13 protein-coding genes are annotated in these 18,914 nt (G+C 64.6%); 3 read left to right on the forward strand and 10 right to left on the reverse strand.

Features of this window, described 5'->3' with window-relative positions:
* The coding region (locus tag JWR89_RS07670) for an alpha/beta fold hydrolase (protein ID WP_299713888.1) at positions 1–903 on the forward strand (903 nt) is incomplete at its 5' end.
* Between the two features lie 10 nt (positions 904–913).
* On the forward strand, positions 914–1,870 hold the full coding sequence (locus tag JWR89_RS07675; RefSeq protein ID WP_299713890.1) for a fatty acid desaturase: 957 nt from the start codon (positions 914–916) through the stop codon (positions 1,868–1,870).
* A gap of 184 nt (positions 1,871–2,054) precedes the next feature.
* Here the strand turns inward: JWR89_RS07675 and JWR89_RS07680 are convergent, their stop codons facing one another.
* The 10 genes from JWR89_RS07680 to JWR89_RS07725 form a co-directional block, all read right to left on the reverse strand.
* Positions 2,055–2,642 (reverse strand): TetR/AcrR family transcriptional regulator, encoded by a 588-nt coding sequence (locus tag JWR89_RS07680; RefSeq protein WP_299713892.1) that lies wholly within the window; start codon positions 2,640–2,642, stop codon positions 2,055–2,057.
* Positions 2,643–2,764: 122 nt separating this feature from the next.
* The gene (locus tag JWR89_RS07685) at positions 2,765–5,836 is read right to left on the reverse strand and encodes an efflux RND transporter permease subunit (RefSeq protein ID WP_299713893.1); all 3,072 of its coding nucleotides are present in this window, start codon (positions 5,834–5,836) and stop codon (positions 2,765–2,767) included.
* Positions 5,833–9,006, reverse strand: a complete 3,174-nt coding sequence (locus JWR89_RS07690; RefSeq protein ID WP_299713895.1) for an efflux RND transporter permease subunit — start codon at positions 9,004–9,006, stop codon at positions 5,833–5,835. Before JWR89_RS07690 ends, JWR89_RS07685 begins: the two co-directional genes overlap by 4 nt.
* 6 nt (positions 9,007–9,012) lie before the next feature.
* Positions 9,013–10,215, reverse strand: a complete 1,203-nt coding sequence (locus JWR89_RS07695) for an efflux RND transporter periplasmic adaptor subunit (RefSeq protein ID WP_299713897.1) — start codon at positions 10,213–10,215, stop codon at positions 9,013–9,015.
* A 364-nt stretch (positions 10,216–10,579) separates the two neighbouring features.
* A complete protein-coding gene (locus JWR89_RS07700; protein WP_299713899.1) occupies positions 10,580–13,105 on the reverse strand; it encodes a M56 family metallopeptidase in 2,526 nt (841 codons plus the stop codon).
* Positions 13,105–13,497 (reverse strand): BlaI/MecI/CopY family transcriptional regulator, encoded by a 393-nt coding sequence (locus tag JWR89_RS07705; RefSeq protein WP_366142975.1) that lies wholly within the window; start codon positions 13,495–13,497, stop codon positions 13,105–13,107. The genes JWR89_RS07700 and JWR89_RS07705 overlap by 1 nt, the downstream gene beginning before the upstream one ends.
* Before the next feature lie 210 nt (positions 13,498–13,707).
* Positions 13,708–14,523: an ABC transporter permease subunit gene (locus JWR89_RS07710; protein WP_299713903.1), complete on the reverse strand. Its 816-nt coding sequence runs from the start codon at positions 14,521–14,523 to the stop codon at positions 13,708–13,710.
* A 2-nt stretch (positions 14,524–14,525) separates the two neighbouring features.
* On the reverse strand, positions 14,526–15,410 hold the full coding sequence (locus tag JWR89_RS07715; RefSeq protein WP_299713905.1) for a sugar ABC transporter permease: 885 nt from the start codon (positions 15,408–15,410) through the stop codon (positions 14,526–14,528).
* 11 nt (positions 15,411–15,421) lie between these two features.
* Entirely contained in the window at positions 15,422–16,498 is a 1,077-nt protein-coding gene (locus JWR89_RS07720; protein WP_299713907.1) for an ABC transporter ATP-binding protein, read from the reverse strand.
* A gap of 78 nt (positions 16,499–16,576) precedes the next feature.
* A complete protein-coding gene (locus JWR89_RS07725) occupies positions 16,577–17,740 on the reverse strand; it encodes an extracellular solute-binding protein (protein WP_299713909.1) in 1,164 nt (387 codons plus the stop codon).
* A 150-nt stretch (positions 17,741–17,890) separates the two neighbouring features.
* Between JWR89_RS07725 and JWR89_RS07730 the strand changes: the two genes are divergently transcribed.
* Positions 17,891–18,901, forward strand: a complete 1,011-nt coding sequence (locus tag JWR89_RS07730) for a Gfo/Idh/MocA family oxidoreductase (protein WP_299713912.1) — start codon at positions 17,891–17,893, stop codon at positions 18,899–18,901.
* Positions 18,902–18,914: the final 13 nt, after the last annotated feature.

Below are 18,914 nucleotides of genomic sequence, written 5' to 3' on the forward strand. Positions count from 1 at the left end.
ATCGTCTATCCGACCTCGTTTGGCGCGCAGCACTTTGACACCGAGTGGCTGGTGGCTCCGGGCCAGGCGCTCGATCCGGAGCGCTACTTCATCGTGATTCCGAACCTGTTCGGCAACGGGCTGTCGTCGTCGCCGTCGAATTCTGCGGAAGCGCTGGGCGACGCCCCCTACCCCCACGTCAGCTACCACGACGCCGTCGCGGTACAGCACCGGCTGATGACCGAGCGGTTTGGCGTCTCCAAAATCGCCATGGTCTATGGCTGGTCGATGGGCGGCATGCAGGCCTATCACTGGGCGGCGCGGTATCCCGAAATGGTCGAGCGCGCCGCCGTCGTCTGCGGCAGCGCCAAATGCTCACCGTTCAACCACGTGTTTCTCGAAGGCGTGAAGGCCGCGCTGACCGCCGACCCGGCTTTCGTCGATGGCCGCTTCGTATCGAAGCCCGCCGCGGGATTGCGCGCGATGGGCCGCGTCTATGCGGGCTGGGCGATGTCGCACGGTTTCTACCGCGACGAGCTGTGGCGCGCGCTCGGCTTCAGCTCGCTCGAGGATTTTCTGGCGCGGTCATGGGACGTGGCTTTTACCAGGCGCGACGCGAACGACCTGCTGGCGCAGATATGGACTTGGCAGAACGGCGATATCAGCAACTGCAAAGCGTTCGGCGGCGACATGGCCAAGGCGATGGCCGCAATCCGGGCGCGCGTGCTGCTGATGCCCGGCCAGACCGACGGCTATTTCCAGGTCGGCGACAACGAGGCCGAACTGGGCCGCCTCACGTCCGCGCGCTCCGCCGAACTGAAGCCGATCCCCTCGCTGTACGGCCACCGCGCCGGCAACCCGGCGCTGATCCCGGCCGACCGCGCGTTTCTCAACGCCGCGATCACCGAATTCCTGAATACATGAGGACCGCCGCATGACGATGGAAATGCAGCTCGACGGCAAGCTCGAAGGGCGTCCGCTGACGCCGGTGCAGCTCAAGGAACTGTCGGCAAAATCGAACGCCCCCGGCGCGGCTCGCGCGCTGTCGCATTTTGGCGCCATCGGGCTAACCGGGACGCTGCTGTGGATCGTCATGACCCGCTACGGCGTGCTGTTCGCCGTGCCGCTGATCCTGGTGCAGGGCTATCTGGTCGCCTTCCTGTTCATGCCGGTCCACGAGGCCGCGCACCGAACGGTTTTCAGGACGAAATTTCTCAACACCGTGCTCGGCCACCTGTCGGCCCTGACCATCATGTACCCCTACGAGTACTACACGCTGTTTCACTGGGATCACCACCGCTTCACCCAGGATTCGGAACGCGATCCCGAACTGATGTTCGCCACCGTGCCGACCTCCGACACCCAGCTCGCCATCGCCTATTCCGGCATCGTCTACCTGTTCAAGCGGACCCGGCTGATGTTCCGCCACGCGCTCACCGGCGAGGTGGTGGTGCCATGGATCCCGGAGAACAAGCGCGCCATGGTGGTTCGCGAGGCGCGCGCCTATGTCGGCGTCTATCTGGTGCTGCTGATCGCCTCGGTGGCGCTGTCCTCGACGCTGCTGCTGTGGGTCTGGCTGATCCCGCTGGTGGTGGGCCAATGGTTCCTGCGGCCGTATCTGTTCGCCGAGCACACCGGCTGCGACCACACCCGCAGCGCCTTCGAGAACACCAGGACGACCTATACCGGGCAGTTGATGAAGTGGTTCACCTGGAACATGCCGTTCCATGTCGAGCACCACGCCTACCCTTCCGTGCCATTCCACGCGCTGCCGAAGCTCAACGAGATCATCGACGACCGCATCGCCTATCGCGGCCAAGGCTACCTCGCCGTGACGCGGCAAACCTGGGCATGGTTTCGAAGGGCGCGGCAGACGGGGACGGCTGGATAACTCCAAGCGTTCTCGTCAGGGGTCAGGCCACATTATTTCGTCATTGCGAGGAGCCCTTGCGACGAAGCAATCCAGTTCTTCTTCCCTTGTGGCTTCTGGATTGCCGCGTCGCTTCGCGAAGGGGAAAGCCAACGGCTTTCCCTGACCTCGCAATGACGACTGCAGGCTGGATCCATTCCGGAATTTAGCGCTTCGCCAGCACCGAGCTCACCAGCTTTTCCGCATAGTCCTTCGTCAAGGCGCGAAATCCGAAGACGTACTGATAGAACAGCGTGCCGTAGATCCGGTCGTACAGATCGCCGGCGGCCTCCGTTGCCCCGATGCTGGCGTCCTCCTGCCCGGCCTTGATGATGGCCACGACCATGTCGCGCCGAATCGCGAGATAGCGTTCCGAAAAAATCTTCGCCGAGCCGGTGACGGCGATGCAATCGGCGATGACGGCGAGCTGCACCTTGCCGAAATCGCTGTTCAGCGCCGCAACATAGGCCGACGCGTGCTGTTTCAGCCGCATCAGCGCATCGCCCTTGTCGGCCAATGGCAGTTTCGACTCGGCCTGGCGCAGGAAGGCGTCGATCAGCAGCGCTTCGCGCGTCGGCCACCATTTGTAGATCGTCATCTTGGAGACGCCGGAGTGCCGGGCGACCGCATCGATACTGGTCGCGGCCAAGCCTTCGGACGCCATCATGCGATAGGCGCTCTCCAGAATCGCCTGCTCGGTCTCCGCCGATCGCGGACGGCCGCGACGAACCGGCCGGGCCTCGACGCCGGTCACCGCAACTCTCCGAAGGCTCTGACCGAATGCAATGCGATGACCGCCGTTGGGTGGGTGGGAGTGTGGCTCGCCCGTCTCTACATGAATTCACGCCAACAGGGAATCTTACGGGCCATTCCCGGTCACCGCACCGGCCGAGGTCGCCGCCGCGCGAAACGCCTCACATCCTCCATCACCAGATAGATCACCGGCGTCATATACAGCGTGAAGAACTGCGCCACGATCAGGCCGCCGACGATGGCGATGCCCAGCGGCTGGCGCAGTTCGAAGCCCGGCCCGGTGCCGATCGCGATCGGCACCGCGCTGAAAATGGCCGCCAGCATGGTCATGGTGATCGGCCGGACCCTCAGCCGCGCGGCCTCGCGGATCGCCTCGGAGGCGTCGAGGCCGCGGTTGCGTTCGGCATCGAGTGCGAAATCGACCATCATGATGGCGTTCTTCATCACCATGCCGACCAGCAGGATGCAGGCGATCGAGGTCACCAGAGTGAACTGGATCTTCGTCGCCCACAGCGCCAGCAGCGCGCCGAATACGGTCGGCGGCAGCGTCGACAGGATGGTAAGCGGGTGGATGGTGCTCTCGTAAAGCACGCCCAGCGCGATGTAGATCGCCACCAGTGCCGCGGCGAACAGCAGCATCTGCTTCCAGCCGGAACTGTCGGCCTCCTTGGCCTCGCCGCGGAATTCGGCCTTGACCTCGTCGGGCAGCCGGGCGGCCGCCTCCGCCTTGCGGATCGCAGCGATGGCCTCGCCGAGCGGCACGCCGGGTTTGGTGTCGAAGGAAATGGTCGCGGAAGGAAACTGCGCGCTGTGCCGAACCCACATGGCGGCATGGGCCCGCGACGGCCGCGTCAGGGCCGCGAGCGGCACCGCGCCGCCGCCGGCGCTGGCCACGTAAAGCTGGCCCAGTACCGAGGGATCGAGCGAGGCCTGCGGATCGACCTCATAGATCACCCGTGAATAGTTGGTCGGCAGGAACAGCAGATTGATCTGGCGCTGCCCGAAGGCGTCGTTGAGGGTGTTGTCGATCGCCACCGAGGTGACGCCGAGCGCCGCGGCGCGCCAGCGATCGATGGTCAGCCCGGCCTGCAGGCCACCGGTCTCCCAACTGGAGATCACGTCGGTCACCTCCGGCAAGGCGCGGACGCGGCGGATCATGCCTTCGGCGGCGCGGGTGACCTCCTCGCCATCGACGCCCCACATCGTGTATTGATAGCGCGACGAACTGGACTGGGTTCCGAGATTGAGATCCTGCAGCGGCACGAAGAACACGCGGATGCCGCTGATTTGGGCCATCCTCCCGCGCAGCCGCGCAATCACCTTCTGGATGTCCATCTTGCGCTGCTCGGGCGGCTTCAGCGCCACCAGCATCTGTCCGATGCTCAACGCGCCGCCATTGCCCTCGCCGATATAGGAAACGAGGCCAGACACCGCGGGGTCCTGCTGGATCGCGGTGCCCACTGCGCGCTGCATCTCCTCCATGGCGGCGAAGGAAATGCTGGGCGGCGCGATAGTGCGCACGAACATCACCCCGGTGTCCTGGGTCGGCATAAAACCTTTCGGCAGGATCAGGTAGATCCACACGGTGGCGCCGGTCACGGCCAGCGTCAACGCGACCGCGATGAAACGATGACGCAGCGCCCCGTCGAGGCTGCGGGCGTAGAAGGCGGCGAGCCGGCCGGGGGCCCGCGCCGTGTCATGCGCGGCGTGTGGTCGGCCACGCCCCAGCAGTTGCGCGCACAGCATCGGCGTCAGCGTCAGCGACACCGCGGCGGAGGCGACGATCGCCACCACCAGCGTGACGCCGAATTCGCGAAAATAGCGGCCGACGATATCCGGCATGAACAGGATCGGGATCAGTGCGGCGACCAGCGCCACGGTGATCGAGATCACCGTGAAGGCCATCTGGCGCACGCCGGCGATGGACGCCTGCAACGCGGTTTCGCCGTCGTCCATCCGGCGCATGATGTTCTCGATCATGATGATGGCGTCATCGACCACGAAGCCGGTGGCAATGGTCAGCGCCATCAGGCTGAGATTGTCGAGGCTGTGGCCGCAGAGATTCATGACGAACAGGGTCGCCGCCAGCGAGACGGGGATGGTGACGCTGGGGATCACCGTGGCCCAGAATCGCTTCAGGAACAGCGCGATCACCACGATCACCAGCGCCGAGGCGATCAGCAGCGTCAGCTCGACATCCGCCACCGCGGCGCGGATCAGGCTAGTGCGGTCGTAGACGGTGCGGATCTTGACCGCCGGCGGCAGCCAGTGCTCGATCTCCGGCAGCATCGCCTTCACCGCATCGACGGTTTCCACCACATTGGCGTCCGGCTGCTTGTAGACATAGAGCACGACGCCGCGCTGCGTGCCGTACCAGCCGGCCAACCGGTTGTTGATCACGCTGTCGGTAACGGTGGCGACGTCGCCGAGCCGCACCGGCGCGCCGTTGCGCCACGCCACCACCACCTCGCGATAGTCGATCGCCTTGAGCAACTGGTCGTTGGCCTCGATGGTATAGCGCTGGTTGTCGGTGGACACCGCACCCTTCGGCAGGTTCTGCGACGCCGCCACGATCGCCACGCGCGCCGCCTCCAGCGACAGGCTCATCGCCGCCATCCGGCTCGGCGACACCTGGATGCGAACCGCGCTCTTCTCGCCGCCGGTGATGTAGACCCGCGCCACCCCCGGCAACTGCGACAGCTTTGGCGAGATCACGCCATCGGCGAGATCATAGACCTCGCCTGCGGTCAGGATGTCGGAGGTCAGCGCCAGCGAGATCACGGCAAAGCCGGCCGGGTTGGATTTCCAGTACACCGGCGGCCATGCACCGCTCTTCGGCAGATCGGGTCCCGCCGCATTGATCGCCGCCTGCACGGCGCCCGCGGCGGTATCGACATCGACCGAGAGATCGAACTGCGTGACGATGCTGGCGCCGCCCATGCCGCTATAGGACGACATCTCGACCACGCCGGGGATCAGGCCGATGGTCCGCTCGAGCGGCTGCGCGAGCGATGTCGCCACGGTATTCGGGCTGGCGCCGGGAAACGGCGCATAGACCTCGATGGTCGGCCGCTCAACCGCGGGCAACGATGCGATCGGCAATCGCGAATAGGCGACTGCGCCGAGCAATAGCACGCCGACCATCAGCAGCGAGGTGGCCACCGGCCGCAGGATGAACTGCGCGGTGACGCTCACGGCAGACTGGCCTCGACTGGCACCGCGGCGGCGGCCGGTCTCGCCCGTTCGATGCGCGCGCGCAACGAGGCAAAGGCGAGGTAGATCACCGGCGTGGTGTAGAGCGTCAGCACTTGCGAGACGATCAACCCGCCGACGATCGCGATGCCCAGTGGCTGGCGCAGTTCAGCGCCGGTGCCGGCGCCGATCGCCAGCGGCAGCGCGCCGAACAGCGCTGCCATGGTCGTCATCATGATCGGGCGGAAGCGCAGGATGCAGGCCTGCCGGATCGCGTCGAAGGACGACATGCCTTCCTCGCGCTCGGCGGCGAGGGCAAAATCAACCATCATGATGGCGTTCTTCTTGACGATGCCGATCAGCAGCACGATGCCGATCAGCGAAATCAGGTTGAGGTCCTGGTTGCACAGCATCAGCGCCAGCAACGCACCGACCCCCGCCGAAGGCAGCGTCGACAGGATGGTGATCGGGTGGATGTAGCTCTCATAGAGCATGCCGAGGATCAGATAGACGGTGACGATCGCCGCCAGCAGCAACCATTTTTCGTCCGCCAGCGACTTGGCGAATTCGGCGGCGGCGCCGACCAGTTTGGTGGTCACCGAGTCCGGCATGCCGATCTGCCGTTCGGTGCGCCTGAGAGCCTCGACGGCCTGGCCGAGCGACACGCCGGCGGCGAGATTGAACGACACCGTGGTGGCGGGAAACAGCCCCTGGTGCGAGATCAGCAGCGGCGCCGGCTTTCGCGCGATCCTGGCGAACGCCGACAGCGGCACCGCCGAGGACGCCTTGCTGAAGGCGCTCCCTATGCCGCTGCTCTGCTGGTCGATACTGCTGGCCTGGGACGCCGCCGCGGTGACGTAGATCCGGCCCAGAATATCGGGATCGCCGCGCAACGCGGGATCGACTTCGAGCACCACGTGATACTGCGTCAGCGGCCCGAACACGGTCGCGATCTGGCGCTGGCCAAACGCGTCGTACAGCGTCTGGTCGATGGTATTCATGGTCACGCCATAGGCCGCGGCGGTTTGACGATCGATCTCGATCGACATCTGCAGGCCGGAATCCTGGCGGTCGTCGGTGACGTCCGCGAGTTCCGGCTGCTGGCGCAGCGCCTCGACCAGCCGCGCGCTCCAGATCTTCAGTTCGGTTTCGTCGAGATCCTGCAGAACATATTGATACTGCGTGCGCGCGACCTGGGTTTCGATCTGCAGGTCCTGCGCCGGCTGCAGGTGCAGGGTGATGCCCGGCACGCCGGCCGTTGCGGCCTGCAGCCGCTCCATGATCGCTGAAGCCGACGCCTTGCGCTGGTCCGGTGCGCCGATATCGATATAGAGCCTACCGCTGTTCAGGGTGGTGTTAACGGTGCCGGCGCCGACGAAGCTGTCCACCGTGACCACGTCGGGATCGCGCGAGACAATGGCTGCGACCTGCTGCTGGCGTTCCGACATCGCGGCAAAGGAAATGTCCTGCGCGGCGTCCGTCGTGCCGATCAGCAGGCCGGTGTCCTGCTGCGGCAGAAACCCCTTCTGGATCGTGGCATAAAGCAGCCCGGTGGCGATCACCGTCAGCACAGTGAAGGCCAGCGTCAGACGGCGATGCCGCAGCACCCAGTCGAGACCGCGGACGTAGAGATTGAGGACGCCGTCAAAGCCGCGCTCGCTCCAGCGAAACAGCCGGCCGCGCACCTGGTCCGGCGGATCGGGGCGCAGCAAGGTGGCGCACATCATCGGCGTCAAGGTCAGCGACACCACGCCGGAGATGATCACCGCCAATGACAGCGTGATGGCGAATTCGCGGAACAGCCGGCCGACCACGCCGCCCATCAGCAGCAGCGGGATGAACACCGCAATCAGCGAGATGGTCAGCGAGACGATGGTGAAGCCGATCTGCCGCGCCCCCTTCAGCGCCGCCGGCAGCGGCTTTTCGCCGGCCTCGATGTAGCGCACGATGTTCTCGATCATCACGATCGCATCGTCGACCACGAACCCGGAGGCGATGGTCAGCGCCATCAGCGAGAGATTGTCGAGGCTGAAGCCGCACAGCGCCATGCCGCCGAAGGTGGCGATCAACGACACCGGCAGCGTCACGCTGGGGATCACGGTGGCCCAGAATTTCCGCAGGAACACGAAGATCACCATCACCACCAGCGCCACCGTCAGCACCAGCGTGAACTGCACATCGGCGATGGCGGCGCGGATCGTAGTGGTGCGGTCGGTGACCACGGTGACCTTCAGCGCGGCGGGCAGCGAGGCCTGCAGCTTCGGTAGCGCCGCCTTGACCGCCTCCACCACGTTGATGGTGTTGGCGCCGGGCTGGCGCTGGATGTCGAGCAGCACCGCCGGTGTGCCCTGGAACCAGGCCGCCTGCTCGGAATCCTCGATGCTGTCGATGGCCTTGCCGACGTCGCGCAACAGCACCGGCGCGCCGTTGCGATAGGCGACCACCGCGTCCTGATAGGCGTCGGCGGTGAACAACTGGTCGTTGGCATCGACGTGAAACGCCTGCCGTGGCCCGTCCAGCGATCCCTTGGGATTGTCGGCGGTGGTGGCTGCGATGCCGCGGCGGACGTCGTCCAGTGACATGCCAAGCCCGGCGAGGCGGTCGGGGTTGACCTGCAGCCGCACGGCGCGGGTCTGGCCGCCTTGCACGGCGACCGCGCCAACGCCAGAAATCTGCGACAGTTTTGGCACGATCACCGTGACCGCGTAGTCGTTGACCTCGTGCAGCGGCAGCGTCTCCGACGTCAGCGCCAGGATCAACACCGGCGTGTCGGCGGGATTGACCAGATGATAGGTCGGCGGGCTCGGCAACTGCCCGACCGGGATCCAGCCCGCCGCGGCGTTGATCTTGCCCTGCACGTCCTGCGCCGCGGAATCGATCTTTCGCGTCAGGTCGAATTGCAGGGTGATCTGGCTGTTGCCATAGGAGCTGGTCGAACTCATCGACACCAGGCCGGAGATGGTGCCGAAGTAATGTTCCAGCGGCGCGGTGATCGAGGTCTCGACCACGGTGGCCGATGCGCCGGGATACGGCGTCACCACCTGGATGGTGGGGAAATCCACGCTCGGCAGCGGCGCAATCGGCAGCGCGCGGTATCCCAGCAGGCCGAGCAGCAGGATGGCCACGATCAACAGCGTGGTGGCGATCGGGCGCAGGATGAAAGGCGCGGACATCGGGCGCTAGCCGGGTTCTGCGGAGGACGTCTGCGCGCCCGGCGCCCCGGGCTTCGGCGCCGCGCGGTCGATCTCGATGCGGCTGCCGTTTTCGAGCCGGTAGTACCCCTCGGTGACGACGAGCTCGCCCTTCGCCACGCCGCGATTGATCAACGCGCGCCCGCCGAACACTTGGCCGACCACGACCGGGCGAAACCCGGCGGTCATGTCGGGCTTGGCCACCCAGACGAAATCGCCGCGCGGGCCATGGCGGACCGCAATGGCGTCCACCGTAATCGCGTCGCGCCTGACATCCACGGTGATACGACCGTTGGCGAAATTGCCCGGCCACAATTTCAGCGCGGTGTTCGGGAATGTCGCCTTCAGCTTGATGGTGCCGGTGCTCTGATCGACCTGATTATCGACCAGGTTGATGACGCCGCGGTCGAGTTCGCTGGTGTTGTCGGTGCCCAGCGCGGTCACCGGCGCGTTGACCTGACCGATGGTGAGTTTGGTCTGGCCGACGGCCGCCGCCGCCACCGTGAACACCACCGAGATCGGCTTCAACTGCGTGACGGTGACGAGCGTGGCCCGGTCGCTGGCGCGGACGAAATTGCCCTGGTCGACCTGGCGAATGCCGACGCGACCGCTGATCGGCGCGCGGATCGTGGTGTAGTTGAGCTGATTGCGGGCGTAGTCGATCTGAGCATCGTCGTTGACCACCTGGGCGCGGTACTGATCGACCAGCGCGTGCTGCTGATCGACCTGCTGGCGGGTGGCGAAGTCCTTCAGCACCAGCGTGTCGTAGCGCTTCATGTCGAGCACCGCGCCGTCGAGCAGCGCCTGATCCTTCTGCCGGATCGCCAGCTGCTGCTCCAGTTGCGCCTGCAGCGGCCGCGGATCGATGATCGCCAGCACGTCGCCCTGCTTGACGTCCTGGCCTTCCTGAAACGCGATCTGCATGATCTCGCCATCGATCCGGCTCTGCACGTTGACGGTGTTGTAGGCCTGCACGGTGCCGATGCCGCTGAGATAGATCGGCACGTCTTCGCTCAGCACCGTGGCGACCTTCACCGGAACGGGCGCTCCCTGCCGCGCGACGGGCGCCGCCGCGTCTTCCGGGAGCGATGACAACCACAAGCCCGGCCAGACGGGCACATAATAGATCGCCGCCGCTGCGGACAGCGCGACGACGCTGCCTGCCAGTACTGCTGTGCCCCTGCGTTTCAATGCCCGCGCCTCGGTGATTGGTGCACGACGGAGGGACTTGGTGGGCGATGCCTGCGGGGCACCCGCGGTCGGAGCAGATACGGTTCGTCAAGCTCACGCAGCAGACGCGTAAGCTCGTTGAAATACAGATGCGCCCAGCGTTCTTTCAAGCTGGCGACGAACTCTAGTTCGCGAAGTGTGAAGATCGACATGGGATGCGCTCACACGAGTGACGTTCTGTAGTGTTACAAGTTGTAACACTCAAATTTTACCTTTTCAAGTGGGGTTCTTGGGTGCGCGCGAATTCAAATTCGAGAATTGTAACTCGGGAACGGTCCTGTTTGCCTCCCCCGCGGCTTCGCGGTGAGAGGGATAAGAACTGCGCTTAGTACTGCGGGCCCAGTGCAATTCGTCCGATGGTACGGTCCTTGACCAGGCCGATGCGCCACTCCGCCGTGCCATTGGCGAAATGCGCCATGTAGACGTCGTTGCCGGAGCCCGAAACGCCACGGAACGAGATCGCCTGCAGGGCGCCGAGCCTGCCCAGGATCGCCTGGTTCAGGGGCAGTTGATCGCGTGTGTAGGCAGCCACCTGAGAGGTCATCTGGTCATAGTTCGGCTGGCCGCGGCCCAGCGCCTCGATGTATTGACGGAGCATCTGCTCACTACCGGCCATCGGCGTGGTGCGAGGCGAATTCCAGCGCTCGACCGCTCCCGCGCCTTCGACCGTAATGAAACGCGTCCGCAATCCCGGCAGCACGACCTCGAGACATGTGCCCGACGCGTCGGTGATGACCCACGGTTTATCGACGGTGGTCCAGATGGTGGAGGACATGTCGTCGCCGACGGTGCCGCGGGCGATGCGTTTTCCTTCGGCGTCCAGTTCATACAACCGCATGTCCTGGCCGGTGTCGTTGTAGAAGAACACGCTGATCGGCGAGGTGCCGCCACGGGATTTCAATCCTTCCTCGCGGGAGCAGGCGAGGATGTGGCCGAGTGTATTGTCGCCGTCCGGGCGGAACAGAACATCATCGACCTTGCCGTCGGCGGCCAGCATCAGCCGCACTTCCGCCAAACCATTGGCGAACTTCACACCATAGATGTCGAAACCACCGGGCCCGACGCCGCGAAAGAAGATCGACTCCACCGCGCCGAGGGCTTTCAACGTGGCCGTCATCAGCGAGGTCTGGCGGCGAACCTTGGCCGCCAGCGCCGCGGTCATGCGGTCATAGTTCGGGGTACCATTCTGCATGTCGGCGATGCCGCGCAGCACCGCCTCCTTGCTGCCGGGCTGCGGCGCCTGCCCCCTGAAGCGATCCGGCGCTTCTGCCATCCGCCGCGCCGCGTCGGCCTCGATCGCTTTGGCCTGCACCGCATCGATCCGCGGCGCCAGCCGCGCGCCGTTCAGATGGTCGTAGTGCAGGATCCGGGTAACGTGCGCCTGCTCGTCACGCAGGAAAATGACGCGATCGCCATCGTTGCCGAAAAAGGCGTCGCCGGCGTCGGAGGTCATCACGAGTTTCGAACGCCCGGTATCCTGCATCAGGATCCGGTTGCCGTCGCGTGTCACCGTCAGGACGTGGGTGGGGGTCAGCTCATACCAGCCGACATAGGACTCGCGCGAAGCGGCGTCGGCCGCCGTCGCGGCTGCAGTTGCGGCGATGCGGGCTGCGCGCAAGTCGCGGCCGTGCTGATGCAGCAGCAGTTCGACGGGATGTCGATCGTCACCCACGCTCCACGTGATCGGGCCGGCAACCGAGGGATACGACACCGTTCCGTCCTGCGCCTGTGGCAGCCGGAATTTGCGCTGCCAGGTCAGTTGCCCCGAGAGCTTGTCGCCGTCATGAAACACGGCGAGGATCAAACCGGAGCCGGCGTCATAGAAATCGATCTCTTCCGAACCGCGTGCGGCGGCCGATGCATCGGCCGCATTGTCCGTCACCAGCGTAGACCGCGACGGCGTGCTCCAGGCGATGGTGAGGGCGGAGACGATGACCACCGGCGCGGTCGCGGCCGCGGTCCACAGCCGCTTGCGCCATCCGGCCGTCGCGGGTCCCGCCGAGCCATCCAGGATGCGCTCGACGCGGTTCCGGACCGTGGAGGCCCTGGCCATCTGCAGACCGGCCGGGGCCTGTCGCACATGCTGCACGAGATCGAGCAGAATCTGCGCGTAGGATAGCCGGTCATCGACGATCTCGAGCGCACGGGCGTCGCTGATCATTTCAGCCAGCTCCGCCAGCCGGAACGACTGCCACCAGGCAAACGGACTGAACCAGAACACCGCACGATTGAGTGCGGCCAGCAGCAGCAGATAGAAATCGCGGTTGGCGACATGGGCGCTTTCATGGGCGAGCACCGCCTGACGCTTGCCCAGATCCCAGTCGACGTAATCAGACGGGAACAAAATGGTCGATCCGAAGGTCACCGGCCCGTTGACGAGGGCGCTCACGCGCACGTCGGCACCGGCGACCCATGGGGCATGCAAAGGGGTTGCGTGGCGGGCGAGACGCCACGTCAGACGCAGGCCGATCGCCAGCCGCAGCAATAGCAGGCCGGCAACGATCACGTAGATGGCCGTGGCCAGCGCCGACCAGTTGAAAGCGTGATGGGGCGCGACAGGAGATGCGCCGGGAATCTCGGCCTGCGGGGCAAGCGATAGTGGCAGCGGCTCCGGCCAGGAAGCAGCTGATGGCCACAGGTCGGCTGGGATCGGGACCGTCGATGGCGCCAGCGGAACGGTGACCGTGGTCCAGTGCATCAGCAACGGCATCGCCAGCGATGCCAGCAACACCACGGCCCAGGATGTCATATGAACGTGCGGGTTGCGGACGCGAAAGACATGCAATCCGCCCCACACCGCGCTTCCGAGCATCAAGGAGCGAAGCGCGGACTCCGCCAGAATCGCCAACATTATTTTTTCCCTCCCTTCGCCTCCGCCTTTGCTTTCGCCACCTTGTCGGCCAATGCGCGCAACTTCTTCTGGTCGAGCATCGCGGTATCCACCATGCCGACCAGAACCTCGTCCATCGAGCCGTTACAGAACCAATCGACGATGCGCTGGACCGCCTTCGCGGCGACGTGTCCGCGCGGTGCGGCCGCCTGGTACACAAAGGTTCGGCCATCCACCGTATGCGTCGTGTAGCCCTTCTCCTCCAGCCGCCGCAGCACCGTCCGGACGGTGGATTCCTTCAGCGGGCGGGACAACTGCTCACGGACCACCTCGGCGGTGACCGTACCATTGGCCCACACCAGTTGCATTACCTCATGTTCGAGGTCGCCGAGGTCGGGCAGGCTTTCGTCGATTTTCGTAGTCATGCGATTCCGTTGCCTTCCTGTAACGCTACAGAGCGTCGCATATATGGCGGACCTTTACAATGAGCTCGGCGGCTTGCGGAGCCTTTCGATCGCTTACCGGGGCCGTTGGCCCGTACCGCAACATCAAGCAGTTGCGCCGGCTGGCGCTGTCACGGGATGGATGTCCCGGCCGGGCCTCGGCCCGCGCGCTACCGCACACTATCGATCGAGCTTGAAGACCATCTGCGTCGGTCGCACGAAACGCAAGGCGACCAGCAGCAGGGTCATCACCATTCCCATATAGATCACCGCCATGGCGTCGATCGAATAGACCGGGCGGACGCCGCCGGCGAACATGTTGTAGAACAGCGCCACCACCAGGGTCTGCGATCCGCCGCCGCCGAGCAGGAACGCCAGTTCGAAATTCGAGATGGTATTGACCAGGATCAGGACGCCGGCGGTGAGAATCCCCGGCACCATCAGCGGCAGCAGGATCCGGCGAAAGATCTGCGCGCGGCTGGCGCCCAGCATCGAACCGCTCCACTCCAGATTGACGCTGATCTGCTCGAAGAACGGCATCAGCACGAACACCGCCAGCGGGACCATCGGCACCAGCACCGCCAGGATCACGCCGACGACGGAGCCGCCGACGCCATAGCGATAGAGAGTGGTTGCCAGCGGAATGCCGTAGGTCATCTGCGGAATCACCAGCGGCAGGAAGTACAGCAGCAGGATGATCGATTTGAAACGAAAGTTTCGCCGGGCGAGGATGTAGGCGGCCGGGAAGCCGATCGCCAAGGCGAGAACCACAACCACCACCACGATCAGCAGCGTGACGCCGAGCACCTGGCCGAGATCGAAGTTCTTCCAGGCATAGGCGAACCAGTCCGTCGTATAGGCCGGCGGCAGCACGCCACCGAACCACCGTTTGGCGAACGAACTGACCACGACATGCGATACGATGCCGAGCATGTTGAGGATAAATCCCACGATGAACAGGTAGAGCGATAGCTTCCACATCTTGCTTCGCATCATGCCTACCTCTTGCCTACGCCCATGGTGGCGGCCGGCGACAGCCGGCGCCGGAACAGGATGATCACGAGCAGCGCCGCCAATTGGCAGAGGCCCATCACCACCGCGATCGCCGATGCGGCCGACATGTCGTATTGTTCGAAGGCTTTCTGATAGGCGGCGATCGAGATCGTCCGCGTCGTGCCCGCCGGCTGCCCCAGCATGATGGCGGACGGAAACACCGCGAAGCTCATGACGAATACGAGGGCGAATGCGATGGCGAGGCCCGGCGCGATCAGCGGCAGCATCACCCGGCGAAACACGATCGAAGGCGTAGCGCCGAGCATCCGCGCCGACCGTTCGAGGCTGGGGTCGATGCCGGAAATGTAACCGAGCAGCATCAGGAAGCAGAACGGAAACTGTTGCATGAACAGCGCCAGCATGACGCCGGCGTAGTTGTGCGTCAGGATGAACGGCTCCTTGATCAGGCCCAGCCCCAGCAGCATCTGATTGAACCAGCCTTGCGAGCCATAAAATCCCAAAATGCCTTCCGACAGCAGGATCACGCCGAGCGAGATCGGCATGATCAGGATCGTGGTCACGGTCCTTTCCATGAAGATGCCGCGGCGCATGCCGTAAGCGAGCCACAAAGCAAGAACCAGAACGACGACGGTAGTGGGAATCGCCAGGCTGAAAGTGATCCAGATGGTGCTGTATTGGTAGGGGTCGCTGAAGAACGCGAGGTAGTTCGCGAAGCTGAAGCCGTCGATCTTCGGCGGCTGCAGGCTCAGATAGACGCCATAGAGAAACGGGTAGACGAACATGCAGAGGACATAAAGCAACGACGGCAGCAGGCAGAACAATGCCAGCGCGTCGAATTCACTTTTCTCGTCGTTCGCCACAGCGCGCATCATTCTCTCAATTATTCCGCAGGAAGCAGGACGACCTTGTCGGTCGGAAACTGCAGGCCGATGGTGTCGGCGTTGCGCAGCGCTTCAGCCGTGCGCAGCCAGACCCGCGTGGAGTCGTTGATCCGGACCGCGGCTTCCTGCTCGCGGCCGAGATACTCGACCACCTCGACGCGGCCGCTGACGTCCTCGGCACCCGGCGCGATCTGGGCTCCGGCACGGATATCGTCCGGGCGGATCGCCATCACCATTTCCGCGCCCGGCTGCACGTCGGAGCCGGCGCGCGCCCGCAACCGGATGCCGTCACCGATTCCTTCGGCCACCCCTTGCGAGACGGATTCGATCCGGACCTTGAAGAAATTGCGAAAGCCCATGAAGTCCGCGACGAAGACGTTGTTCGGCCGGTCGTGAATCTCCTGCGGCGTGCCGGACTGCATCAGGACGCCGTTGCGCAGCACTACGATCCGGTCCGACAGCGACAGCGCCTCGGCCTGGTCATGGGTGACGTAGATCGAGGTCAATCCCAACGCCGAATGGATCTGCTTGATCTCCGCCCGCATCTCGACCCGCAGCTTGGCGTCGAGATTCGAAAGCGGTTCGTCGAACAGCATCAGGCGGGGGTGCAGCACCAGCGCGCGTGCGATCGCGACGCGCTGTTGCTGGCCGCCGGATAGCTGGCCGGGATAGCGGTCTTCATAGCCCGTCAACTGCACCAGCTTCAGCATGGCGTCGGTGCGCTTCTTGACCTCGTCCTTCGACAACGGCTTCAACGTCAGGCCGAAGGAGACGTTGTCGAATACGGTCATGTGCGGAAACAGCGCGTAGTTCTGGAACACCATTCCGAACGCCCGCTTTTCCGGCGGCAGATGATCGACGCGCGCACCGTTCAGCCGGATCTCGCCCTCGGTGGCGGCAATCAGGCCCGCCACGATCGACAACGCAGTCGACTTTCCGCAGCCGCTCGGTCCGAGGAAGGTAACGAACTCGCCTTTGCGAATGTCGAGCTGGAGATTATCCAGCACCGTCTTGTTGCCATAGCGCTTGGTAATTCCAAGCTGCAGCGACTCCAGCGTATCTCCCGGCGCGTTCATGTCGTCCCGTTTCTGAGTAAAAGCAGCGGAAGTGAGCTGGACCCGCTCACGCGGGTCCACGCTTTCCTGACGATCTATCTACTTCTTGACCTGGTTTGCGCCGACTTCGCGATCCCAGCGATCCATGGCGAAGCTCAATTCCTTGACACCGAGCGGTGCCGACACTTTCCATTTGGTGCCGACTTCGTCGTATTCGGGTCGCCAGAATTCCTTCACGAGCTCCTGGATGTCTTTCGGCGCCTTGTCCATCGTCGCAGCGGTGATGGTGGGACCGATGAATCCGGGCCACGACAGCACCTGCTGCTCGGGCCGGCGCATGAACTTCATGAGGTCGAGGATGACGTCGACCTGCTCTGGCGGAACGCCGGTCGGGATGCACCAGTAGTGACCATCGACCACGAAGGTGGTGTTCTGCAGGATGGTGATCTTGGAGTCCGGCGGGATGACGCTCTGGGCGCGCGGCTTCATGTCCCATTCCATGATGCCGGCGATGATCCAGCGCTGCCCCTGCGCGAATTCCTTCAAGGTGATGGCCGTGCCTGTCGGGTAGTACTCGACGTATTGGCCCAGTTCCTTGAGATAGGCCCAGGTCTTGTCCCATCCCTTGTCCGGATCGAGCGGCTTGGAGTCGTTCAGGATATGCGCCATGCCGAGCACGATCGAGCGGCCCGGGCCGCTGTTCGCCGGCCGGGCGTACATCAGCCGGCCCGGATTGGCTTTCGCCCATGCCAGCAGCTCTTCGGCCGTCTTCGGCGGGTTCGGGACCTTGCTGGGATTGTAGACGAACACCGGCCCGCCGGCGTTGCCCACCGACGGCACCATGTAGTCGCGGCCTTCGTCGTACAGCGCCTTGCCGGCCGGTGTCATGTCGTCGCGCGGAAACAGTTTTTCGAAGTTCGGGATCTTGATGAGCTGGTTGTTGGCCGCGAGAAACGCGCCGCCGTCCTGGCCGGTCAGCACAAGGTTGATATCCAGCCGTCCGGCATCCTGCTGCGCCTTGATCTTCGCAGGTAGTTCAGGCGCCGGCGCGCGCTGGATCCTGATTTCCTTGACCTTGTCGGGATTGGCTTTCTTGTAGTTCTCGATAATGACCTGCGTCGAGGCAAGGTCGCCTCCGGTATCGATGATCGAAAGAACGATCGGCTCGGCAGCCTCTAGCGGCTGGCCGGCGAACGCCGTCATGGCAACGACCGCCCCGGCGCCTGCAAACAGGCGCAGCAATGCATTCGGACAGATCCGCATTTCCGATTCCTCCCTGGCACATGCAGCCGCGTCGAGCGCAGTTGTCATTTATTTGTAAACCCAGCATCGACGAGTTTCACGACATCTGTCAAGCATGGGGTAACGGCCGAGACGCCGCACCTCGGGACGGCCGAGCATCAGGAGGAAAGCATGCCCATGGGAGTCGGCCTGATCGGGCTGGGAATGGCGGTGAAGCCGCATATCACGTCGCTGCTCGAACTACAGACGCAGGGGCGGATCAGGATCGTCGGCGGATTTGCACCGTCGCAGGAGCGGCGTTCGGCCTTTGCACAGCAGTGGGGCGTGCCCACTTTCGACAAGCAGGAAGATCTGCTGTCGCGACCGGAGCTCGATCTCGTGCTGATCCTGACCCCACCCGGCACGCATCTGCCGATCGCGCAGGCCGCCGCGACCGCCGGCAAACATATTCTCGTGGAGAAGCCGGTGGAAATATCGGTCAGCCGCGGCGAGGCGCTCGCAGCGCTGACCGAAGCCGCTGGCGTGCGGTGCGGCGTCTGCCTGCAGCACCGCTTTCGGCCGGCATCGCTGCGGCTGAAGGCGGCCTTGGACCAGGGCGAGCTGGGCAAGATTCTGTCGGCGAGCGCGTCGATCCGCTGGTGGCGCGACGATGCCTACTTCCGCCAACCCGGCCGAGGCACGAAGGCGCGCGACGGCGGCGGCGTGTTGCTGACCCAGGCCATCCATACCCTCGATCTGCTGCTGCACTTCGCGGGGCCGCACACGGACGTCGCCGGCTTCGCATCGACGTCACCGCTCCGGGCGATCGACACCGAAGACGTCGCGGCCGCGGCGATCCGCTTCCAGGGCGGCGCCATCGGCGTGCTCGACGCCACCAGCGTCGCCCGGCCGGGCTATCCCGAGCGGATCGAGATCGCCGGCACGCACGGCTCGGCCTATCTCGAGACCTTTCAGCTCGTGATCCATCGTCGTGAAGGACCGCCGGAGAGCGTCGGGACTGCGCAGTCCGGTGGCGGCGGCGCCGATCCGATGGCGTTCGACCACGGTCCGCATCGCGCCGTGATCACCGAAATGCTCGATGCGATCGAACAGCGGCGCGAACCGTCCAACAGCGTCCGCTCGGCGCTTCACGTCCAAAGGCTGATCGAAGCGTGGCTGTCGGACGCGGCCTCCCGCGCGTAACTGCAAAGAGAAT

Origin of the sequence: Tardiphaga sp., assembly GCF_028290785.1 — a bacterium.
Classification (GTDB): Bacteria; Pseudomonadota; Alphaproteobacteria; order Rhizobiales; family Xanthobacteraceae; genus Tardiphaga.